A 24,285-nucleotide genomic window follows, 5' to 3' on the forward strand; every position below is an offset into this window, starting at 1 on the left:
CCTCCGGATTTTTCCATCCATTATACCAAACGGCATGCAGCTCGTCAGCCGGACAGGACTAAGCCAACCTTCTTCATAAAACAAGCAGCCCCTCACGGAGCTGCTTGTCCAAGTTAGTTAATTTTGGTGAACATCCATTTCTGCGCATCCGTACCATTATCCGTCCACTGCTGGACGACCGCCCCATCTGCTGTGGAGGCACTGGCTACATCGACTGCCAGTCCGCTTACTTTGGACACAAGTTTGTAATACCCTCCGCCAACATCAACGATCCTCCATCGCTGCGCATTCGATCCATTATCGTCCCATTGCTGCAGCTGAACGCCGGTGGCTGTGGACGAACTCGGAACATCAAGAACCTTGCCGCTGTGCACGGCTGTGAGCTTGTAGTACCCGTCTCCGGTGCTTTCTACCCTGAATCTTTGATTATTGGCGACGTAGTTGGTCCATTGCTGAATCTTGGCTCCGCTTGCCATGGAGACATCCACAACATCCATCACTTTGCCGCTCGCCTTGGAACCGATCGTGTAAATCCCATCACTGATCACGTTCGATGCGCCACTGTCTTGATACACGCGTACATAATCCACCAGCATCTGCGACGGGAACGGCGTGGAATTGTTCGGACTTCCAGGCCAATTTCCGCCGACTGCCAGATTCAATAATAGAAAGAACGGGCGCTGGAATTCCTCGGTATTGCCGGTTCCATTCTCAATATAGAATTCATTGAACTGCTGACCGTCTACAAACCAACGAATATATTTGGAATCCCACTCTATGCTGTAGACATGGAACTGGGAGAAATCCAAATTGCCGGATACTCGTCCATATTCGGCATGCCCTCCTGCATCCCAGTGTACGGTACCATTCACGTAAGGGTTATGGTTTACCCGTTCCATAATGTCAATTTCACCGCTTTTCGGCCAACCAACCGAACTGATATTGCTTCCCAGCATCCAGAACGCCGGCCATAGACCTTGACCCGATGGCAGCTTGATCCGCGCTTCTACTTTCCCGTAAGTAAAGCTCTTCAAATCCTGGGTTTTGATCCGGGCAGAAGTGTAATTCATCCCGCCGTAGGATTCCTTCTGCGCGGTAATGACAAGGTTACCGCCAGTTATCTGAACATTCTGTGCCCGGTCGGTATAATACTGCAGCTCATTGTTTCCCCATCCGCCGCTGCCGGTACCGATTTCCGGTGTCCAATTGGCTCTGTTGAGCGAGGTCCCATTGAACTCGTCACTCCATACCAAATTCCAGTTCGGTGCGGCATTAATTTTGTTGACAGGCAATAGAACGACCAGAAGACTGAACAGTATAACGACACTTATTCCTTTTCTTAGCATCATGTTCCCTCCTAATTATGATCGAATTAAAGGCTTCATGGATACCAGTGCACCTCATAGCTGTTCTTCTAGCGAACCGTCTACTAAGCTTCGTGTCACCTCTCTTTCTCGTTCTCTATGATTTGCCATACAACCTATCTATGATGGTGAATCCACTTGTTGTTCAAGGATATCACAAAAAATAATGCGCTTACATTTCCATTATAAGTTCATTATATACCACTATCAACCTCAATTTATATTTTTTTACATTTATAATTTGTATTCCATAGATCCTATCCTATCAAAAAAGCCGGTGCAAGCCCCGGCCTAAAGTTTCCCTCGATCTCATTCTGTTATTCCCACCAATGTTTTTTTCAGTGAATGGAACATCCCAAAGCTCAACTTACCCTTTTTAAGTAAATCGTAATCTCATGTATGGTTTCAAAAACGGGTTACTTATTCACGGCATATCATAAGTTTGTTTCCATCGGGATCCTTTATGACGAACCAATGATGATGTTCAATTTCTGTCACGAGTTCCACTCCGAGCTTTTTCATGTAAGCTAACGATTCTTCCAAGTCCTCTGTCAGCAGCATGAACGAAGGAGTATCGATAGATGGGGCTCCCCCCGGCTGATCTCCTCCCCACTTCGGCATGGTATCCAGAATCACGCCCGTTCCTTCCATGGGCAAAGGGCATAAATGACCATTCATCACCGGGCAATCATCTTCCGCTATTCCGAGTACACGGCAGTACCAGCTGCGCGACCTTTCGATATCCCGAACCGGGATGAATATGCTGCCCACTTTGTTCTTAATCGGACTTACCTCTGCATGGTTTTGATTATCCTGCACTTGTTCGCTCATATTTTTGCCTCCATGTATCATTTTTAACACGCGTGGCGTCGTAAACGGACGATACCCTTCCGGCTGCACTCTTTCGATAGGCAATCGGCCCATGAACTCCCTCCATTCTTATGCTCATGACATGATTTGAACAGGAACATAACACTTCACTCTGATCATCCCGAGATCCGCCTCTTCTTTAGGCAAATAACTCGCATACCAGAAGCGTCCTGGATCCGGCCTATACTCAGTTGACATATCGAGCCATCGATCCACTCTTTCAAGTACACCTGTCATCGTGCCAGCGGCACCTGACTCCAGACAGGCATACATTCCACCTTCCAGCTCAACTTGTAGATCTGCTTCTTCACAGGAAGGAAGAAAGTCCTCAGGAGGAGCTATATAAACCTCATAAGCAGAGCATTCGTCCAGCAGTCCACCGTCACAGTGCATGAATACGCGGATTCGCGAATCTTCCATCAATCCATTACGGCATAACCAGGCAATGGAGGCTTCATCCGCTTGTTTGACGCAATCTATACCCGTCCTTCGAAAGCGCATCACCTTAAGCGAAGACAACTGCACGATTTCAATGGGTTTCACCAGCTTGCTTCGTTCCACCGGAAGATAAAGCTTCATCCGACCGATTTGATCCCGGTTCAGCGCATATTCTTCAATGAACCCATGCTTACCTTGCTCAAACACACTGCGGGGCAGCCACTCGGAGAACAAACGGTTCCAGGTGTTTTTAATAATGTCTTGCGCTACCGACGGCGTTCTGACCACTGCATACAATCCGCCCTCAAGCGTCAGGGAATAAAGTTCCGAATGCTTCATGATCTCGGCTTGTTCCATCGTACCTACAGCCAGCAGTTGATAACCGAAGGGCTTGGTTTCACCTTCCATGTCCACGTTCCAGCCGAAGAGCCTCAGCCCATTGAGATCGATACGGTGTGATGACAACCGTTCGCGAAAATGATCGATTGCAGCGGTCTCTATACCCTCCTCATACTCGGAAACGAATAGATGGCCGATCCCTTGCTGAGGATTCAGACGGATAACCCTTACTTCAGGAAATCGTTCAGATAAGGCCCGCTCTTCCAAATAGCTTACATGCTCTTTCAGATTCATCCGTTCGAAGCTGTAAACCACCTCAGATCTTCGATATTGTCCTGGAGTCTGTCCCGTGAGTCTCTTGAAGGTTTTGATGAATGTCGGATACGACTCAAATCCGCAGCGGTACCCGATATCGAAGGTCGGCAAGTCGCTATCCCGCAAGCAGTTGGCGGCTTCGTTGATTCTGCGTTTACGTATGTATTCCTTAATGGGGTGTCCCGTCAGGCTATGAAACAAACGGTATAAATTGGGCAGCGACATGGCCGCCACGCCGGCAATCTCCTCAAGTGTCAGTGATTCCGTCAGATGATCCTCGATATAATCAATGGCGCATTGAACGATTTCACCGCTTTGCATGTCAAGTCTGTTGCCCCCTATCTATGTGGATTGGCTATGAGGTCATCATACCAAATTCCATGCAGCATGAACTGTACTTTTTTATCAAAAAAAGTGAGAAGAAGATTGTTTAAAACAGACTGCGATTTTATTCGTAAATTTGGTTACTGGATAAAAAATGCAACAGTCTTTCATCAAAATTACGAGCATGTTGTCCAATCCAAATCAAATGTCCCCACGAGTCGAGCACGTTAGCTTCTGCATGTGGAATACAAGATTGAGCTTGATCATCATGAGTTAAGGGGACAACGCTATCATTTTTACTATGCGAATCAGAGTTGGTGCATGTATACTCCTTAATTCGTTCGTATAATCGGTTTGTGTCTGTTCCAAATCAATGAGAATCCTGAATAGTAAAACGGAGCTTGGAAAAGGATGGCAGCATTAATTTGAATGTAGTCCGTGGCAGTATACTATTTATTAATGCAATCATGCTCCACGTTTTTTTCTCAACGCCGGGTTTAAAAATACGACGTACCAGTTTATATTCTTTGTCTTGGGTTTTCTCAAGTCCTGTACCGGTGAAGTATGGCCGTAGCCTGCTCTTGATGGAGTAATAACCGAATACCCGGAGGACAACAATGTCTGGTACCCGAATTCTTCAATGCAGCTTGAGTGTCCACCATGAAATACTAGTATCTTCACACCTCTACCAACAACGGTATATTCCAAAGTTATTTCCCCAACGCTCAGACGTTTCACTACCCGATCCAGAAGACTCACAACCTCTCAATACACCGTTCTTAATGAGATTATAGTCCATTTGTCCAATCATCTTCAGTGAGGTGCGCTTCCACCGTTTCGTTGATTCCATGGCAATGCCTTTGCACAATCCATCCTTGTAACACGCATGCAGCAAGCATGGCTTAAACAAATGCCATAACCTAAAAAAGTGCTGGCATTCACGCCAACACTTCCTCTCGGGATATTCTCTCATGATTGAGCATTAACAATATTAGAAGCAATTTAACGATCTCGATTTACCATGTAATTTAATAAGTGCTTGAGAAACGCAGTATTGCGCGGCATCTCCTGCAGCGCCTCCATAGCCAGGCAATAATGCTCCCACATTTCCCGACTGGCGCCTTCCTGACCCAAAATGCTCACAAAGGTCGATGTATTATTCTCCGCATCCTGTCCTCCGGGTTTCCCGAGCTGCTCCATATCGCCCTGCACATCAAGCAAATCATCCTGAATCTGAAAGGCAATGCCCGCATGGTAGGCGAATTTCTTCAATATCGCAATTTCGGTCTCCTTCACCTGAGCGAGGATAGCAGGCATAACGAGAGATGCCTCGAAGGCAATGCCCGTCTTGTAATAACATACCGTATTCAGTTCCTCCAAAGACAATGCCTTCCCTTTTGAATTTAAATCCATCGCCTGGCCCGAACACATATCTCCCGCTCGCTGAGACGAATATTGAATCAGCTTTAATACCGTTTGGGGATCAAACCCTTCAAGGGACGATTGCTCTTCGATAGCCTTCTGAATCAGGAACAAACCGGTGATTTCCGCCGTGGCGCTATCATGAACCCGATGCAGGGTCGGTCGTCCTCTACGGGTAGAAGCGTTATCCTGGGACGGCAAATCATCGAATATCAAGGAAGCGGTGTGCATGTATTCAAGCGACCTTAGCAGCGGCACGATGGCGGAAGCTTGCAGACCGTATTCGTTGACGGCCATGACCCACGTCAAGATAGGTCTTAGACGTTTGCCGTCCCCATCGAGCGTATAATTGGCGGCGTCAATCAGCGACTCTTTCATGGGTGGTATGCCAAGGGGCTTCGCGATTTGCAAGCTGTTGTTAATCTCATTTCGAACGGTTTTAATGGTATCGATAAAATAATCCTTTTCTTTCCGCTCGTTTCGAAGCACCGTAACCATCTGGTCACGCAGCAACTTATCGAAGAAATCCACCTGATCGGCTGTTCGAACCATTTGCTGGACAAGCCGATTGAATTCCGGGTTACCGGATGCAAAAATATCCATGATTTCGTTATATTTCTCAGCACCGACCCGTGCCTTACAACGCTTCAGGCCATTAATGGCCCGGTCCAGCATCACCTCTCGCGTCTTGGCGTCCGAATGATACACTTCATGAATCAGATGGGAAATAACCGCCCAGTACATTTCAAAAGGATTGATAAGATCCGTACGCTGCCTGCGATATTTTAAATAGTAAGTATACGGAGTTACCGCTCCGTCTTCCATATCCTGAAACATATCGGCAAAATCATCGGCCAGCTGGTTGTAGATCCCGTAGAAGAAGGTCCGGTCCTCAAAGCCTTCATCCGCCGAAGCGCTGATAACGGAACGGACGATCAAGCGGGAGGACGATGATTTCAGGATGATTGGCAGATATAGCTCCTCGTTACTGTAATGGGGATTGCCCAGATCTTTAATGCGGTCAATATGCTGGGAATGAAAAAACACATTAGACTGCTCGAAAAAAGCACGCTGCGTTTCCGGGCGTTGGTGTCCCTGAATATACTCAAATGCATCCCGAAGCTCTTTATGAATGAATTGAACGAGATCCATGTTGTTCCCGCTCCACTGCCGAAGCTCCGGTACCGTTCCAGTAAGGAGCGCCTGAGATATCATCTGAGAGTACTGCTCCTTCTCTTGAGCGTTAAGTACCCTTGAATCGAGCAGATCATCTATAAAAGGATAGGTCAACCCATAGGAATATCCCAGCCGGATAGCATCATCAAGGCGGGCTGAGCGCTCCGCAGGCGACGTCTCGACACTCATATCCTCGATGACGTGCATAACAACGCCTACGATAATTTTAATCAATTTGCGTTGAGCTTGGTCCGCATCCATCTCCTCCGGGATATGGGTCGCCACGAGCTTCAGTTTGTTAATGACCCAAATCACGGCATTCTCGATGCCTTCCTTCTGGGCCCATCGGTACAGCCCGGCCAAACTCATGTAATCCGGCGTACCTCCACCGTTCCTATTGGTAGGGCGAAGCAGAAGTTTTTTGGTATCTTGGGCAACGCGCCGAATTCGGGCCTTCGTGTCAGGCGAATGCAGGTCCATCCCCAAATCCCTCATATAAATATAGGAAATGCTTCGATCCAAGTAATCATCCAATTCACCTGTATAATGAAGCCAGCCAATATACTTATGATAATCCCGGCTATCCGGTTTCTTCTTTCCCCGCGATAAAAAAGACAGCCATGAAGGACGATGAATATGCTTCCTTTTCCATATTAGAATGTCCTCTGTCAGGGTCGGCACATAACTCTTTTCCTTAACCTGTACATAAAGTGATGCAAAATACTGAGCTGCCTTCTGCTCAGCCCGCCGATATCCCGTATCGGCATAGTCTGTATACGCCACATTCATATGATGGAATCCCTCAACTTCTTTAAGTGTTTAACATGTACCCATGTTTATAACCTATATACGTAGAAGTTTCAATCGGGTTACATTTCAGTTTCAGCGTTGAAACGAATCGAGGCCCTGAATCCAGAGGTCCATCGCTTCCGTCACCTCGATCAACTGCTCTGCTGGGGTTAAGGAAGCTTCGTTGTCTCCCTTTTGGAAACCGTAAGAACCGAATTGTCCGTGATTGCCTCCCGAGATATCCACGTATGTCGTATCGTCCGGCAGATTCTTTCTTGCAGCTTCCCACTCTGTTCGATCAAGAACGCCATCCTGCGTACCGGTGATTTGAAGCGCGGACATATTCAACCCGTTTAGCTTGCCTCCGTCATCCGCGTAGGATGCCATGAAGTAAACCCCGTCAATGACATCCGCATGTTCAGAAGCATATCTTGCAGCAAAAACACCGCCTAAAGAATGCCCGCCAATGACAAAACGTCTGTCTTGATGCTCCGATATGAAGGAATCCGCCTTATTCTGTCCGAAGAAGGCGAGATTCAAAGGCATGGATGCAATATACACGCGGTGCCCCTTCTCCGCCATTCTCTTGGCAAAAGGCGCATAACTTTCGGGCTCCACCAATCCACCCGGATAAAAAATAATGTCGGGCTGGATCGCCTCCCCGCCCAACGGCTCGAAACGATAGCCGTCCTTGAGGTGTTCGACAGCTACTTTCGTATCACTTTGAAACACCGCTTTCGCTTCATCGAGCGGTTTGCAAGTAAGCGATTCCAGTAGGACACTTGCTGCTATGATCATAATGGCTAATATAGACAAGGTCCATAAGCCAATCCTGAGCCCTCTTTTGCTCCTTGGTTTATTGGTTTGCTTCATTTCCATCACGGTCCCTTCCATCCATTATGCCGATTATTTAATTATACCGCAGGGTTAATTAAAATTCTATCGGTCCGTTCAGATGAACCTTACCTCGATTCATAACAAAAGAAGGCTGCCGATTGGATCAGCAGCCTCGATCACCCCTTGCATTATGGACCGGATCGTACAAACCGGAACCAGCCAAAATCAAACTGGCTTCCCGGCAGGAAGATGAACGTCACTTTCTGTTTGCCGTTCACATGCTCCAGATCGAACACTTGCGCTTCGTATCCATCAGTCTGCGTAAATTCAACAAGCTGATTGCTTTCTCCAGCCGAATTGGCAAACCGGATATGAATCGTATTCTTGTCTATGGCCGAGCGCCCGTACACAATCAGTTTTGAAGTGCCTGCTTCTGAGAAATCCATTAGGTCAAACTCGAGGGAAACATTATTTCCTATACCTTCAACCGCCTTGTCATCCTTAATCGTAAAAGTATCTCCGTAGATTCGATCACCATCTGCGGCATAATTCTGCTCGAAGGCTCGATTCCCCGCTTGAAAATAAAACCCTTTGATGTGCACCTTCTGGCGCAGGACAAAGCATATTGACGTGATGCCGCGCAGCTTTTTGGATAACCGGTAGGTTTCTTCCTGATATACGTTCCACTTGGACTCTTTCTGATATATGCAGTCGGCCAGCAAGGAGCTGCCCTCCTCACCCGGCATGCCTTCCCAGATTTGCAGCGAGTACGCTTCGCTTGAGAGTGCAAATATCGGAATGGTGATCGTATCGGAGCCATAGGGACCGAAATCGATGTCCCGAAATCCGACTTGCGTCTCGCCGTCTCTGCTCGTAGCTACACCTCTTTCGTTCCCGTTTCCCACATCCCCTTGACTGTAATCATACAGTCCTGCGGAAATGAAGGAGTATGGGTCTTTGTAGGCCGCACCCAAACCGTCAACTCGAAATTCGAGCTGGGAGATGAGCTTGGTTTTATCCGTCCCGTTCCGACTCGTACATCTCAAACGAAACTCGCCGTCGCCAAGAGCAGTTACGAGGGCTTCATGACCATTGGCTTCCACATTGGCGATATTGGATTGAATGCCGGCATCATTCACGACAGCCCATTCGACCTCTTGATAAGAGGTTTCCGGCGGATGTAACATGGAACGCACCACCATTTGCCGATTGGTCGGATGAAATGATCGCCCCCCTTTGCTGATCAATTCAATCTTGCGAAGCGGAAGCTCGGGCATGTTCCCCGTGAGGCAAGGCCCCTCTTCGTTATTCATGCTTGCCGATATGCCCTTTATCATTCCACCCTTCGCTGGGATGGATGTCAGATGTAGACATCGGCTCTCCAAGCCATTGGAAGACACTTCGATTCGAATTGGGCCAGGCTCCGATGTGGCCCCGATGATTGCCATCAGCTTGCCGCTGAACAATCTTCGGCTCCTGCCTTTGTACGGATCGTCATCCGTGCTGTCTCCGTTATCGAGTCCAAGCAACCGCCCGGCACCCGTAACGTGGACCTCCACCCGGTTATTCGCGTTCTCGACGGCATGGCCGTCCTCATCTTCCATCGCAATTTCCAGGAAGATGAGGTCTGTTCCATCGGCTGTTAATTCTTCTTTATCCGGGCACAAAACAATACGCTTGGCGTCGCCAAAAGAGGTTCTTGTACCCACAGCCACGATGCGGCCAGCTTCGTCATAAGCGATCGCTTTCAATTCGCCTTTTGCATAAGGAATCTTCCACCAACCCACCAGCTGTCTTCCGTGTGCATGGTCAATATCATGCTTACCGATGGTTTCCCCATTAAGCTGCAGCTCGACGCTTGGCGCATTGGAGCAGATGCGAACATCGATCATTTGACCGTCGTTGAAATCCCAGTATGGCAGCAGATGCACCATCGGCTTCGTTTTGTAATCCGTCCAGGCTGCTTGATAGATATAATAAGAATCCTTCTTGAAGGTTGCCGTATCAATCTGTCCGAAATAAGAGTTTTTGGTATGATACGGCGTAGGTTCTCCAATATAATCGAATCCGGTCCATATAAACTGTCCAAGCGAGAAAGGCATATCTCGCTCAGCCAGAATGCAGGCCTCCGCCGATTTCGCCCCCCAACTTGTCGAGCTGTTTCCAAGGGAGGAACACTGCTCGTCGTCATCCGCCAGAATGGACTTTTCAAACGGGAAATGATAGATGCCTCGGCTCTGTACAACCGATGCGGTCTCGCTGCCATAGATGATCCAATCCGGATGTTCCTGATGATGCTTCTCGTAATACTTCTCGGCATAGTTATAACCTGCCACCTTTACGATATCGGCACATCGCTGAGCGTTCTCCCAAGGCATATAATTCGATCCGATGGTAACGCTTGCATTATACTTGGGATCGTATCGCTGGACCTCAGCCATTAGCATCCTTGTTAATTCCTGACCCCTCTCATCCGCATGGGTATCATATATTTCATTCCCGATGCTCCACATGATAAGGGACGGATGGTTCCGATCCCGTTTGACCCAGCTCTTCACGTCGCGCTGAACCCAATCCGGGAAAAACCTTGCATAGTCATAAGGCGTTTTCGGTCGTTCCCACATATCAAAGGCTTCCGATACGATCAGCAGCCCCATTTCATCCGCAAGATCCATCCATTCCTTAGCAGGCATATTATGAGCGGTGCGGATCGCATTAACTCCCATGTCTTTCAGAATTGCAAACCTTCTGGCTAAGGCCGTTTTGTTAAACGCCGCACCCAGAGCTCCGAGATCATGATGCTCGCATACCCCGTTCAATTTCAGTTTGCTGCCATTCAGGAGGAATCCCTGATTCGGATCAAGCTGGATATGGCGGAATCCCACGTTATGCGATACCGATTCTACAATTTCATCGTGCAGATCTGTCCGACGATCTATTCCAGCTACCTGCATCTCGGTAACCAACTGATACAGATGAGGTTCATCCGGGCTCCAGAGCCATGGACGCTCAACAGCTAGCGTTTGTGTATTCGTTATTTTGCCAGTGCTGCTAGCGTTGACGCGATTGCACGCCTCCGCGATCCTCTCACCACCCTTCAGGAGCGTGTGGTTGATGACCATATCATCTACGATATTCATTTCTGTGTCGACTTCGACCAACCATTCATTTTCCTGACATTTTGTTGATATATAAATGCCGTCTGTTGCGATATGGTTCGCTTCCCTAATCTTTAACCACACATTACGATAGATGCCCGCGCCTGAATACCACCGGCTGTTCGGACTTTGAAACACTACCTTCACGATGAGGTCATTCTCATCTTCTACCAGGAAATCCGTGATTTCGTGTTCAAAGGAGGAATAGCCATACTTCCATTCACCCACGCAAAGACCATTGACATAGACGGAAGAATCCATATACACCCCGTCAAAACACAGCAGAACCTGAGCTCCTTCGCCATTCCACGACCATTGCTTCCGGTACCAGCCCATGCTGTTTTCATACAAATTCTCCGTGTTATAAATAAGCCAATCATGGGGAATGTCCACGGGTTGGAATTTAAGATTCGCCGAATCCGTAGGGTCAAGACTGCTTTTTGCAAATGTCCATCCATCATTAAATAATGTTTTTTTGTTCATGGGTGGGTATCACCTTCTTCATTTATTTAATTGATCCAAGTTGGCACATACTGAAGCCAGTCTATCCAACTATAGCAGGATGTTTTAACATTTGAGCCCGCTCTTACGAAAGTTCTAAAGTTTTCAAAGGATATTCTTTAATCCCCCCTGCTCTGTTCACCCATACAAAAAGGAGCCCCTTGACTGCAGCAAACGTCAGAGCTCCTTGCTTGTTATGGTGTAACTATAAAAAAGGGGTCAAGCTAACTTGATCTCCTCGTTAACGCCGAGTATCAGTGCAAGTACCCTGTCTCCACTTCATCCAAGACTTTTCGTGCTTGTTCAATCCACATCTCGTCCACCGATGCGTCCGGGTCGATCGGAGCCTGGAATTGATCAAAGAGAGCTCCTAATAAACGAGGTGCTGCATGCTTGTCGGTTCCCGTATTGTATATATGTCTAAATACGAATGGACGGCCGAGTTTTATCGTAGCATGGCAACCGCCGCATTCGCCATCCAAGCTGCCTTTGGTTACCAGAAAAGGGATGCGAAGCCACACCATCCGCTCCTGATCCAAGCGCCTGTCCAGATAACCATGCTTATAATCCCAATTGCCGGCTAACGTAAACTCATGTTTACATAAATAGGTATCTATATTCACAAAACGGTCTTCGATATTCTCCAATCTCGATTCCAAATTAATCATGTGCTCCCACCTTATGTTTTTGTTCTTAGGATGGACTTGATTTCCAAACCGTATTCAAGATGTGGTTTTCGATCTCATGATGTTCATCATTATAAACAGTGACACAAGGCCATATCGAAGCCAAAAACACAACTTTCTTCCTGAGTAGTTAGCCTTAAGCTTGTTCAAATTCATATAATTTATATGATTTAGTTATATTTCTCCAAATGTAGCGTAGTTCCTTTTAAACCGATCGTTTGTTCGATGTATCTCTTGCCACCTGTCCCGTAAGAACAAGGTCTCATCTTTTTTTGAGGCATCAATGCTATAATAACCCCGTTTACTAAATAGAGAATACGTGGAGTTCTCGCAGAGAAACGGAGGGAAAACATGAAAGCAAAAGGTTACCCGATGCTTGCCGGCCTGTTGGCTGTCATGCTTCTGGTGGGGCTTCAAACCCCGGCTTATGGAAAAAATGCTACAACAAAAGCAACTTGGATCTGGCAGACGGATCTGATTCAGGATGGCGGCGAAGAGCTGCTTGATTTTTCCCGCGAAGAAGGAATTAATCTAATCTTCCTACAGATTGATCGTCAAATGCCGTCCGAAGTTTACGAGGCTTTTATACAGCGTGCGCATGAGAATCAAATGGCTGTGCATGCTTTAGGAGGAGATCCAAGATGGGCCCTCACCGAGCATCGGGAGGATATGCTCGGACTCGCCGATTGGGTGATCAACTATAATGGCAAGGTTTCGATCGGCTCCCGATTTGACGGCATTCATCTTGATATAGAGCCGTATGTACTTGCCGAGTGGGAGGATGAACAGGACATAATCATCAACACCTGGGAACAAAATCTTATGGTGTTCCTGAATCAAGTATCCGGGAGCGACCTGGAGCTCGGAATTGACATCCCCTTCTGGTTTGATCAATATACCTTGGCTAATGGAACCGGTCTGAATGAATGGCTGATCGGTACATTTGACCATGTTACCGTGATGGCCTACCGGAACGAAGTAGAATCCGAACATGGCATTCTGGATCTGACGCGAGATGAGCTTGAGCTTGCCAACAGGCTGGGCAAGCAGATTCTTATCGGGGTTAACACGAAGGAAATGCCGGGTGAGCCTCACACCAGCTTTTATGGACATGGTAAGGAGAGAATGAACGCGAAATTAGAACATCTGTCCGGTGCGCTCAGTTCCTATGCTTCCTTTGCCGGAATCGCTATCCACGATATTCGCAACTGGCAAAGCATGTCTAATGATGGGAGCGTACCGCCAGACGATAAGGAGCCTGATTCCCCAGCACCGGCACCGGACAACGATCCTGAACCGGGAGAAGGCCGCGTGCCCGATGCGGATCCCGTTACACGGGACTCTATCGTAAGAGGCACATATATATGGGAAGCCCATGAAGTAATTCAAAACAGTCAGGAAATTCTTGATTTTGCGAAAGAGAAAAACTTGAACTGGCTGTATGTAAGGCTGGACCTGGAGCAACCGTACAGTTCGTACTCGTCATTCGTTAAACAAGCGGCTGCAGCCGGAATCGAGGTCCATGCCATGGGTGGCCATCCGATATGGGCACTTGAGGAGAACCGGCCCAGAATGATGCAATTGGTCAATTATGTGAAGAACTACAATCGTGCTGTGGAAGGCAATGAACGTTTTCATGGCATTCATTTGGACATTGAGCCTTATGTGCTGCCTGCATGGAGGGAAAATTCGCAGCAGGTTATTTCCGAATGGACCGCGAATTTGGATGCCTTTGTTACGGAATTGAATAAAGATTCCAATCTGGAAGCCAGCATGGATATGGCCGTGTGGCTGGATAAATACAAAGTTCCCGGACAAGATATGTCACTCAGCAAGTGGATGATCAACCGAATGGACCATGTTTCTCTCATGGCCTTCCGGGATACAGCGGAAGGATCGAACGGAATTGTTGGCGTCGCTAAGGAAGAGATTGCCTTTGCCGATGAGCTGGGCAAACCGATCAAGATTTCCGTAGAAATCAAAGCCAGCCATGAAGGCGATCATATTACCTTCTATGAAGAAGGAGCAGCTTACATGGAGAAAGAGCTTGCCAAGCTGCCTGATTTATTGAAGGATTCACCTTCCTTTACCGGTAGCGTTGTACATGCGTATGCTTATTGGAATAATGCCAAGCCTTAAGAAAATAATCAGCCCCATTGCTTATTTCTAGCAATGGGGTTATTTTATTGACGCTCCAGGCGGCGTGATTCGCTTCTATTAACCTGAATCATAATCCAGGTGATTCAGGGCAAGGCACTTTTATTACACTTTTCGATATGAGCACATCTATAAACCAAATCTAGTCCCCCCTCTCTATTTTATGAAATATAGAATGTCACAGTACCGATCTAGTTCACATGCAGGTCAACAATCGCGGAATATCGCGCGATCAAGGCAAATCCATTAGAGCAATGCCAGTCCTCGATACATATAAATAGAGTATATCTATCTACTAATTATGAATGGTAGGTATCATCACGAAAAGTGAATAAGTCAAAGCGAGGAGTGATATTTGTGATCGTACTCATTGTTATTTTACTGGCAGGCTGGGGGCTTTACACTCTCCTAACGCCTCCTAAACAACTCCCTATGGAGTCTGTTAAGGATGAGGCTACAAGAGAGCAAGTTGCTTTTATTAGTGTCGTGATCCCCGAAAAGAAAGATTCCTAATTAACTCTTACCATCAATGATAGAAGGGAGTGAGACACCCCATGCTCAGTCCAGCAGTGATCACACTGACAATTGCAGCTTTTATTATCGCAATGGTTCTAATCATATGGCGTCCAAATGGCTTAAATGAAGCCATACCCGCTTCCGTTGGTGCTGCAATCGTTGTACTATGCGGGAGCGTATCGTTACCGGACCTCCTAACGATCGGGTCAACCATTAGCAGTGCTGCCATCACGATCATAGCAACCATTGTCATGGCCATCATACTTGAGAGCTTCGGTTTTTTCAATTGGGCTGCCGAGGGCTTGGCAGCCAGGGCACGAGGGTCGGGAATTCGCCTTTTCTGGTATGTCAATTTATTATGCTTTCTAATGACCCTGTTCTTTAACAACGATGGAAGTATTCTCATTACGACTCCGATCCTGCTTATTCTGCTCAGGCGACTTGGACTCAAAAATCATGAAAAAATCCCTTATCTACTCTCAGGTGCACTCATAGCCACTGCATCAAGTGCACCTATAGGTGTGAGTAATATCGTAAATTTAATTGCTCTAGAAATTGTAGACATGGATCTTTATATGCATACCGTTATGATGTTTGTTCCAGCAACCCTCGGGCTTTTGTTACTCGCAAGCCTGCTATTCCTCTGCTTCAGACGTCAGATACCGCGTAAGCTTCATGTGAAAAAACATATGAGCAGTGGAAAGCATCCTCTTAGCGGTACTATGATTTCTCCAGAAGATAATCACAAGCGCAATAAGTTTATGCGTAATGTTCTGCTGTTTGTTTTTACTGTTCGAGTCGCATTGTTTGTCGCTTCCTACTTCGGGATACCTATCGAAATTGTAGCTATCCTTGGCTCAACCATTCTATTGTCCTGGAGATGGGCTGTTTTGAAAATCCCCCCAACAGATTTATTAAAAAAAACACCCTGGCATATCCTCGTTTTTGCGTTTGCAATGTATGTGCTCATCTATGGACTTCATAACATCGGTTTGACGGAACTGTTAATCCAATTCTTTGAGCCTATCGTTGCAACAGACCTATTAAACGCCAGCTTGTTGATGGGCGGCCTTCTTTCTTTATTATCGATCCTATTTAACAATCACCCCGCTCTGATGGTAGGCACCATCACGTTAACCAATATGAACCTTGATCCGCTAACTCTCAAGATTGCTTACCTGGCTAGTGTAATCGGCAGTGATATTGGAGCGCTGCTTCTCCCGATGGGCACCCTCGCTTCCTTAATATGGATTCATATTCTGAAACAGCACCATGTCAAAATCAAATGGAAGGATTATATCAAGGTCACGATCTTGACCATCCCTCCCACCCTTTTATTTACGCTGGTGGTTCTGGCCTTTTGGGTTCAATGGCTATACTGATGCTTATGCGACAACTCGAGGAGAGCATTGAAAATGATGTGCGCGCCGTTCATCGTTCTTTATGAAAGATGAAGAATACGCACATCATTCATTGCTCTCTCTTTTCTGTCCAATTAGTTCCGCTGACTATGTACATATCATGATTCGAACGAATATCTGCATTCCGTGTGTGTTCGTACAGACCTTTCCACAACCCTATGAATAATGTGTTACTAGAAAGGAGTTGATAGAATATGAAACAACCCCGAATCGTTATCAGCATACTTGGTAGTTCTGGCGGAGTCGCTAAAGCAATCCTCTCGGTATTAGAGAAAAGCCTTGGAGATATCCATGACCCCATTCATTCCTTTATAAAGCACAGCAAGATTCATTTAGTAGACCTGAATCAGAGAGATGCGGCTCATTATCGATCATTCATGCCGAAACTGCTAAAGCATGCCACACTGCACCAATTCGATTTGAATCATTTGGAACTGTTCCGTCAGCATTTGCGAAATACCAACACCACGCACGTAATCGATGTATCCTGGGCTGATACGGTCGATATGCTTACCTGCTGCCAAGACACCGGTGTGCACTACATTAATACCGCGCTCGAGAATCCGAAAGTGGATGAGAATGAAAGTCTTGCAGAATATTCACTTTTGGAACGTTACCGGATTTTTCAGGAAGGCCGGCAGCAAACCGCACAATCAGCAGCTATTATCGGCTCCGGTATGAATCCTGGTGTTGTACAATGGATGGCCATCAAGTTAATGAACGAAACACCTGACGAGAAACCGATTGCCTGCTATATCGTTGAACATGATACTTCACTATATAAAGACCCTTCACTCGTTAAAGATCGTACGATTTATTCGACCTGGTCACCCGAATGTTTTCTTGATGAAGCCATACTCAACTATCCGATGTTTATGAAACATCACTTTCCGTTCACAATGCATCTTCCAGTATACGAGCTTGAATTCAAGGTCACATTGGGAAATAAACAATTCTATGGCTCATTAATGCCACATGAGGAAGTATTGACCCTCGGCAAAGCATTCGATATGGAGACAGGTTTTATCTACCGCGTGAGCGACTATACCATTCATTTAATCCGTTCCCAACTTGAGGATATCGACGAAATATGGGAATGGGATCACCAGGTGCTTGATCCAGCGAACGGCGAAGTCGGAGGAGAAGATTTAGTGGGGGTCCTGCTTGTTTATCCGGACAAAGAAAGGTATATGTATAATGTTCTAAGCAGCGACGACATTTTTCCTCAATATCATACCAACGCCACCTATTTTCAGGTTGCGTGCGGCCTATATGGCGCATTATGCACGCTCCTTAAAGACGAAATCTCAAATGGAGTTTATTTCGTGGATGAGCTGCTCCTTCAGACTGAAAGTCGATACGGTGACTATCTGTCCTACTACATGAAGGATTTTGTGAGCGGCGAGAACCCGTGCACGGATGGACAACTGCTTGATCGCATGAGAAGATACGCCCCCCCCTCTGAATGAAAGCTCCGTTGATTAAATAGCGACTTCATTATATTAGTACCCGACGATACAATATGATGTTTCTCAGAGGCTAGGCAAATAACAACCCCACCGCCAGATAAACTGTCAGTGGGAAGTCTGCAACTTTCTAAAAGTTTAGATTTTCAGCTTTACGGCAGATGGATGGATTTAACGTGATCCATATGCAGGTAAATGTCGTCTCCGCCTGCGAGAACCAATTGAATGATTTTATCATTGACGGATTTCAGCAATCCTTTTTTGTGGGGATGTTCGCCGAGATCGAATATGACGAGCTGCCCCTCAAGCTTTTTTAATTGTTGGTCCAAGGTGCGGGACAGCGCAACACCGGAAGGCTGTACTGGAAAATGTTCTTGACTGAGACTGTAAGGGGTCATGTTCGGCGGATACGGTATAAGATATTTAACGTGGTTAACCGGAATATAAACCGCCTGATGCATCGGTGAGTGATACACAAAGAAATCGTTCATAATGCCCGTCACATAACCATGCAATGAGTGTGAGCCTCCCAAGTAAATTTCAGTAAAAATGCCCCTGGAATTCATCAGCATTTTGCGATATGAAATATTGGTGAGATCGATCTTAGAATCAGGACCGTTATCCATCGCAGGGTTTTCCCATTCTTCATATAAACGTAAATGCTGCAAATGGTGGATTGGCGTATATATATATTTTGAATTGGAATATAACACCAGAACGTCGCTTCCCATATCAATGAATTCTCCATGAAGCATCGTCTTGCAGCCCGAAAGCTCCAACTCAACACGTTTGCCTATCATTGAGCGTAATGGTTCCATCTCTTCCCTCCTCGCAAAATAACTTCGCTGTGTCATGATGGCTTGCACATCAAATAACTTCACTTAAGCATCAAAAAAAAACACCTAACGCCTACGTTTGCATATATTGTTGATATCGAACTACAACGTGCAGGCTTACAACGTCGTACTGGATAAACACTCCCCTGAAGGAAGCATTGGATGCCTTTGGCAGCCAATGCTCATTCAGAGGCAGACATCAATAATGCTCGCACAATGATATCGGTAAGGGGCTGAATCGGTGGAATATTCATGCAACTCACCTTATTAAAGAGGAGAACACGCAATGATTCAATGTGAGGTGTTTCGCTGCGGAGGACTAACATACTTTTAAATTTCTATTGCTTTATATATAACATGAGTGAGCAGAAGATGGCTGGACTTGGATATAATTGCACCGTTTGTTTTGGACCGATAAGTTACTCGCCGCCACTTCTCCGTTTCCCGCTGCGATTTCGGTTGCCGGAGCGGTTATTGGAACGGTTGCCGCTGCGATTGCGCTTGCCGGAACGGTTTTTGGATTGGTTGCCGCCTGTCCAATTCATCCAGTCTCCGCCAGTCTGGTTACCTCTCGTTTGGTTACCTCTCGTTTGGTTACCGCCTGTACGGTTTCCTCCCGATTGGTTACCACCTGCGCGGTTTCCTCCCGATTGGTTGCCTCCCGATTGGTTGCCGCCCGCGCGGTTTCCTCCTTGGTTGCCTCCCGATTGGTTACCGCCTGAGCGGTTGCCTTGCGATTGGTTGGATTGGTTGCCTTGAGAGTTGCTATTTTGATTTTGATTGCTGCCGGATTTATTATTCCCTCCACCACGAACAACCGTGATCGATTTGATATGGCTAACAGGGATGTGAACGACCTCTTGACCTTTTACGGTTAAGATCAGATAGTTCTGGTTCACGTCGACGATGATACCCTCCAGTTTTTCTGGTCCGCCTCGATTAATTTTAACAAGGCGATACCGCAGGGCTTGCATGACTCCCACGAAGTTGTATGCCGTAATCGGATTTACAATGCTTTCTCTAGCTCCACCGGATTTACCTGTGTCCGTAATACTCTTGACATGATCGTCTTTAACATAAACGAAACCGCCATCAGCAACTGCAATCAGGTAGTCCGACTGAGCATCGAGCAGAAGACCTTCAATTGAATCCGGTCCACCGCGGTTGATCTTCACTTTTCTACCAACCAAGTTCCCGAAACCAAACCTGTTATAAGCCATGTTGATTCTCCTTTCATGGATTCATATTTCGACAGATCAAGAATGGTATGATTTCGGGTGTTATTTGGACCACATTTGATACCCCTCAATTGTCCATCAGGTCTATCGGTAATATATTAATATGTTTCACGTAATAGAAAGGAACTGGTTTAATATAATCAAACATACAAAATCAACCATAGTCTACCAGTTTGAAGGAGGTAGCTTCATGCCCTTGCCTGTGTATCGCGTAACTATCAAAGACAAGGATTATGAACAGTTAAAAAGCAATATTTGGTCCAATCATTTTGTGCCTGCACAACTGGTTAGCGGGGGAAAAAGAATACCGATACGTATTCGCTATCGCGGAGGGCATACACGTGAATACCCGAAAAAATCCTATGAAATTAGAACCTCAAAATATACCTACCATTTCAATGCCGAATATGATGACCCTTCCTTGATTCGAAACGCCCTCTCCTTTCAATTTTTCAATTCGATCCATGTGCCAAGCCCGTCGACCCGCCACTGCGTGCTGAATCTGAATAATGAGAATCTGGGGGTCTACCTTAATATTGAGGCAGTCAAGACTCCCTTTTTTCGTAAGCGTGGACTTCCCGTGCGCAGCATTATTTATGCCGTTAACGACAATGCCGATTTTACGGATAAGCGTTCATCCGGTAAATCCTCCTTCTCGGGTTATAACCTGATCAAAGGTTCCGAGCGCGATCGTATGAAGCTGTCCAACTTCGTACAACAGATTCATCTCAGAGTGGGTGCTGAATTACAGCAGTATCTCCGTAAGCACCTGGACATCGAAAATTATTTGCGATGGTTATGCGGCGCGGTATTAACCGGGAATTACGATGGCTTTAATCAGAACTACACATTGTTTGAGCATGGAAAAACTCGAACTTACCGCATGATCCCGTGGGACTACGAGGGAACTTGGGGAAGGAATTGCTATGGAAAATTAGTAGATTCTGACCTTGTGAAAATTCATGGTTATAATAAGCTGACCGAGAAAATATTATCCTTCCGTCCGTACAGGCAGAGGTATAAAGCTCTCCTGTCAGGGTTTCTTGATTCGGTATTCACCGTGAGGCGCCAATTGCCGATCGTATACAAAATGCACAATGCGATTGCGGACCATGTCTATAAGGACCCTAATCATAAGTGGAGCGACAAGGTGTTTGACTCCGAGCCGGATACGATACGAAAATATATTGACCAGAGAAGACAGGACATTTTGAATCAATTAGGCAGTTTGGATTAAACGTCAAATAACAAGCTGCCTTAATGATGATATTATCCCCTTCAAATTTCTCCGAATGGAAGCCCGACCCTTCTAGCATCGCATACAGCGCTGCCGATATCTTGAAAAATCAATATGTTTCCACAGCACATAACAAACGATGCTGCCGATCATTCACTTCGGCAGCATCGCTGTTTTCGAAATATGGGCTTCACCATCAATGCTACAAGGCCGACTGGTCCAGCCGTTTACGTGCATTCCGGCATTCGGTCAAACACATCTCGCGCTTCAGTCTGCTTCACTATCCGTCATATGCAGAATAGGTGTGAAAGACTCGATCGCCGACCCGGAGAAACCAGCTTCTTCCCGGCAGCTCAATCGACTGCTTGCCTTCAAAATCTAGTGGATTACTTGCCTGCTCATACTCCGCTTTGGTGCGGTAATTATATTCTACAGGAGTTACAGCCTCAACCAGCGTAACGTGGAAACCTTCTATTTTCGATATATAAAAATAAAGAAGCCCGATTTCAGGCTTCTTTTCGGAACGTGCGTTATGTGTTTGCTTCTATATTCCATTCTGGTTTTACGAGGCCCGCCGTCTCTTTTCGAACAAATGCTCGCCCCTGAGCCACATATGATACAGATACTCAAAGCTTCCCGCAAGAACCGCAATCAGCAGGATCTCCGAGAATTCGATAGTCCAGTTGGCAACTCCACCGATGATCCACAGCATCACGAAGACTAAGCCGGCATCCGCAATCGTTGCCATCATATTGCTGGTTCGGGGCAGAATATATAAATCCCCCACCAAATAAGCGACGATGCCAATTCCTAATGCCGTCAAGATCGCGCCAGTGAACGAAGCATCGGTAAGCGCAGCCAGCAGTGCCGTAATCAAGACTCCATGTACCAACAACTTAACAAGTAGTTTCATAAGCGACACACTCCTTTTGCGGTAGTGTATCCCTTTTTCGTATTTTTACTCCTGCCCATGGTCCCTAATATCCATGGAAAACGATCACTCCTATTTGGCGCTGTTCGGTTCCAGTATGATTTCAAGAACCGTGCCTTGGCCAACCGTGCTATGAACCTGAATACTCCCTCCATGCGCGATCACAATGTCATGCGTAATCGCCATGCCAAGACCTGATCCCTTATGGAGTTCTCCCGTATTGGTCCCACGGTAATAGCGATCGAAGATTCTTCCGAGTTCCTCCTGCTTAATGCCCTTTCCATTGTCCTCTACGCGAATCAGGGTAGACTCTTCATTCTTCTCAGCGTGGACCTTGATCGAAATATCCTCGTGGTTATGAACTATGGCATTATAGATCAGATTGCTGATTGCCCGGCGTATCAGAATATCGTCAACCTCGATTTTAATAACCTCATGACTGCTGCTAAAATCAATGTCCCGGTTGGCATACCTGGGGTCATTGAGGGTATCGATGACGACATTGCGTACCAGGCTTACGATGTTTACATTTTTCTTATTCAACGTCAGCTCTTTATTCCTCAAGCGGGTCGACAGATTCAAGTCCTCGATCACGTCTCGCAAATATTTGGACTTTCCTTCGATAATCCCGGCGTAATCCCGTATTTCATCCATGGAGAATTGATATTCCGTGTCCTTTATCATCTCCGCATAGCCTTGAATCGAAGCCAGAGGCGTTTTGATATCATGCGAAATATTTCCGATCCACTCTTCCTTCATCGCATCCAATTTCTTTCGTTCCTTCTCGCTGGATTTCAGCTCTTGGGACAAAAGATTGATATTGGCGAACACGTCCTTATAAATCCCCTTGGGTTGATGATAGACGTTATAATCACGACCAGCTAAACGCTTAATGCTGTCGATGAAGATAAACATGGGTTTGGTCAGCCGCTTGCTGAAGATATAAGCGATGCATAAGGCGATAAATCCGTCAATAATGATGATGGATACGCTAAAGACCTTAAACATTTGAGCAAAGTTCCGGGAATCGAAGGTTAACACTTGCCGCTCCAGGTACGGAGTCGTAAATCCAACCAAGTAACTGTAACGATGCTCGAACCCCTTCTTTTCGCCAACGAAAACGGTGGACAGCACTTCCTTCTCGACATACTTATAAATTTGCACGATATCGATGGGGGCGTACTTCGTTTTGGCCTTCTCCGGAGCAAGATAGCGGTAGATTTCCCCGCCATCCTCATCCAGAATTTGAATCCACGCTTGTTTCTTCTTCAGAATCTCCTTGCCCTTCTCGCTTATCGAAGCACCCGATTCCGTTATTATGATATGTTCCTGAAAGGATCGGGATATCGATTCTGCTGAGGTTTGCCTATTTAACAGTGGAAGATTCTCATTCACCGATTGCAGAATGAATAGGCCGATAACCACCACGATGTTCATAATAATAACGATGACAACGATAAGAACCACGGAGACCAAATACCTGCCTGTCAGCTTCCACTTCATCCCTTATTCATCCTCTACGACAAGCTTATACCCAAGACCTTTTACCGTAAGGAGATACCGGGGATTGGAAGGGTCTTCTTCTATTTTCTCCCGCAGCCTCCGGATGTGAACCATCACGGTATTATCAAAACCGAAGAATTCCTCACCCCAGACCTGATCATATAAACTTTCCTTGCTGATGATCTGGCCCGGATGCTTAAGCAGCAGCGTGAGCAATCCCAGCTCTTTCGGTTTTAGTGGTATGACTTTGCCGTTCTTCTTCAGCTCTACCTTCTCTTCATCTAATTCAAAGGGGCCTTTCTTCATCACGCGATTCGGTTTGTCCTCATGCTCGGTCATATCCGGTCTCCGAAACCGGGCTTTGATCCGGTAAGCCACTTCCTTGGGACTAAATGGCTTGGTAATGTAATCGTCGCCGCCGATGGCGAATCCCAGAATTTTATCGATTTCTTCTGTCTTGGCCGATAAGAAGAATATCGGAACATTGGAGACGCTGCGAATTTTCTTGCATACTTCGTATCCTTCTCCGTCCGGGAGCATGATATCCAGAATAACAAGATCAGGCTGCCATTTCTGGAATTCAACCCATGCTGCTTCCGCTGTTCCTGCAGTATACACATGATCGATGCCTTCTTTGATCAGCACGGTTTGAAGAAGCCTGACAATATCCGTCTCATCATCAACGACAAGTACCTTTTGATCAAACGCCAATACGTTCACCCCCTGCTATAACCAACATTTTTCCCACCAGCCAGGCTGCT

Annotated in this window: 18 protein-coding genes; 6 read left to right on the forward strand and 12 right to left on the reverse strand. The window is 46.4% G+C overall.

The window, feature by feature from the left end:
• Positions 1-113 precede the first annotated feature (113 nt).
• The 7 genes from DP091_RS09015 to DP091_RS09050 form a co-directional block, all read right to left on the reverse strand.
• Positions 114-1,346, reverse strand: coding sequence for an RICIN domain-containing protein (locus DP091_RS09015; RefSeq protein WP_113058017.1), 1,233 nt, complete (start codon positions 1,344-1,346; stop codon positions 114-116).
• A gap of 438 nt (positions 1,347-1,784) precedes the next feature.
• Positions 1,785-2,216 (reverse strand): VOC family protein, encoded by a 432-nt coding sequence (locus DP091_RS09020; protein ID WP_373456908.1) that lies wholly within the window; start codon positions 2,214-2,216, stop codon positions 1,785-1,787.
• A 93-nt stretch (positions 2,217-2,309) separates the two neighbouring features.
• On the reverse strand, positions 2,310-3,647 hold the full coding sequence (locus DP091_RS09025) for an AraC family transcriptional regulator (protein ID WP_113058018.1): 1,338 nt from the start codon (positions 3,645-3,647) through the stop codon (positions 2,310-2,312).
• 1,005 nt (positions 3,648-4,652) lie between these two features.
• Positions 4,653-7,037, reverse strand: coding sequence for a polyprenyl synthetase family protein (locus tag DP091_RS09035; RefSeq protein ID WP_113058019.1), 2,385 nt, complete (start codon positions 7,035-7,037; stop codon positions 4,653-4,655).
• Between the two features lie 93 nt (positions 7,038-7,130).
• A complete protein-coding gene (locus DP091_RS09040; protein WP_306438102.1) occupies positions 7,131-7,916 on the reverse strand; it encodes an alpha/beta hydrolase in 786 nt (261 codons plus the stop codon).
• Between the two features lie 146 nt (positions 7,917-8,062).
• The gene (locus tag DP091_RS09045; RefSeq protein WP_113058020.1) at positions 8,063-11,515 is read right to left on the reverse strand and encodes a glycoside hydrolase family 2 TIM barrel-domain containing protein; all 3,453 of its coding nucleotides are present in this window, start codon (positions 11,513-11,515) and stop codon (positions 8,063-8,065) included.
• A gap of 272 nt (positions 11,516-11,787) precedes the next feature.
• The gene (locus DP091_RS09050; RefSeq protein WP_113058021.1) at positions 11,788-12,201 is read right to left on the reverse strand and encodes a YugN-like family protein; all 414 of its coding nucleotides are present in this window, start codon (positions 12,199-12,201) and stop codon (positions 11,788-11,790) included.
• Between the two features lie 369 nt (positions 12,202-12,570).
• Here DP091_RS09050 and DP091_RS09055 point away from each other — a divergent pair, with 369 nt between their 5' ends.
• The 4 genes from DP091_RS09055 (at position 12,571) to DP091_RS09065 (ending at position 17,782) form a co-directional block, all read left to right on the forward strand.
• The gene (locus DP091_RS09055) at positions 12,571-14,358 is read left to right on the forward strand and encodes a hypothetical protein (protein ID WP_113058022.1); all 1,788 of its coding nucleotides are present in this window, start codon (positions 12,571-12,573) and stop codon (positions 14,356-14,358) included.
• A 375-nt stretch (positions 14,359-14,733) separates the two neighbouring features.
• Complete coding sequence (locus DP091_RS31300) at positions 14,734-14,889, forward strand: hypothetical protein (protein ID WP_181469763.1); 156 nt, start codon at positions 14,734-14,736, stop codon at positions 14,887-14,889.
• Between the two features lie 41 nt (positions 14,890-14,930).
• Positions 14,931-16,274 carry an arsenic transporter gene (locus tag DP091_RS09060; protein WP_113058023.1) on the forward strand — a complete coding sequence of 448 codons (1,344 nt, stop codon included), beginning with the start codon at positions 14,931-14,933 and terminating at the stop codon, positions 16,272-16,274.
• 233 nt (positions 16,275-16,507) lie between these two features.
• Complete coding sequence (locus DP091_RS09065; RefSeq protein ID WP_113058024.1) at positions 16,508-17,782, forward strand: Rossmann-fold NAD(P)-binding domain-containing protein; 1,275 nt, start codon at positions 16,508-16,510, stop codon at positions 17,780-17,782.
• 149 nt (positions 17,783-17,931) lie between these two features.
• Here the strand turns inward: DP091_RS09065 and DP091_RS09070 are convergent, their stop codons facing one another.
• Positions 17,932-18,597, reverse strand: coding sequence for a DUF2642 domain-containing protein (locus DP091_RS09070; protein WP_113058025.1), 666 nt, complete (start codon positions 18,595-18,597; stop codon positions 17,932-17,934).
• Positions 18,598-19,034: 437 nt separating this feature from the next.
• Complete coding sequence (locus DP091_RS09075; protein WP_113058026.1) at positions 19,035-19,835, reverse strand: hypothetical protein; 801 nt, start codon at positions 19,833-19,835, stop codon at positions 19,035-19,037.
• A 208-nt stretch (positions 19,836-20,043) separates the two neighbouring features.
• Here DP091_RS09075 and DP091_RS09080 point away from each other — a divergent pair, with 208 nt between their 5' ends.
• Positions 20,044-21,090 (forward strand): CotH kinase family protein, encoded by a 1,047-nt coding sequence (locus DP091_RS09080; protein WP_113058027.1) that lies wholly within the window; start codon positions 20,044-20,046, stop codon positions 21,088-21,090.
• A 199-nt stretch (positions 21,091-21,289) separates the two neighbouring features.
• Positions 21,290-21,472 (forward strand): hypothetical protein, encoded by a 183-nt coding sequence (locus DP091_RS31115; protein WP_146746992.1) that lies wholly within the window; start codon positions 21,290-21,292, stop codon positions 21,470-21,472.
• A gap of 180 nt (positions 21,473-21,652) precedes the next feature.
• On the opposite strand, the gene DP091_RS09085 is transcribed toward DP091_RS31115, so the two are convergent.
• The 3 genes from DP091_RS09085 to DP091_RS09095 form a co-directional block, all read right to left on the reverse strand.
• On the reverse strand, positions 21,653-22,003 hold the full coding sequence (locus DP091_RS09085) for a DUF2512 family protein (protein WP_113058028.1): 351 nt from the start codon (positions 22,001-22,003) through the stop codon (positions 21,653-21,655).
• A 90-nt stretch (positions 22,004-22,093) separates the two neighbouring features.
• A complete protein-coding gene (locus tag DP091_RS09090) occupies positions 22,094-23,524 on the reverse strand; it encodes a sensor histidine kinase (protein WP_113058029.1) in 1,431 nt (476 codons plus the stop codon).
• A 3-nt stretch (positions 23,525-23,527) separates the two neighbouring features.
• Positions 23,528-24,235 carry a response regulator transcription factor gene (locus tag DP091_RS09095; RefSeq protein ID WP_113058030.1) on the reverse strand — a complete coding sequence of 236 codons (708 nt, stop codon included), beginning with the start codon at positions 24,233-24,235 and terminating at the stop codon, positions 23,528-23,530.
• Positions 24,236-24,285: the final 50 nt, after the last annotated feature.

Source organism: Paenibacillus sp. MDMC362, assembly GCF_003269305.1.
Classification (GTDB): Bacteria; Bacillota; Bacilli; order Paenibacillales; family Paenibacillaceae; genus Paenibacillus_AQ.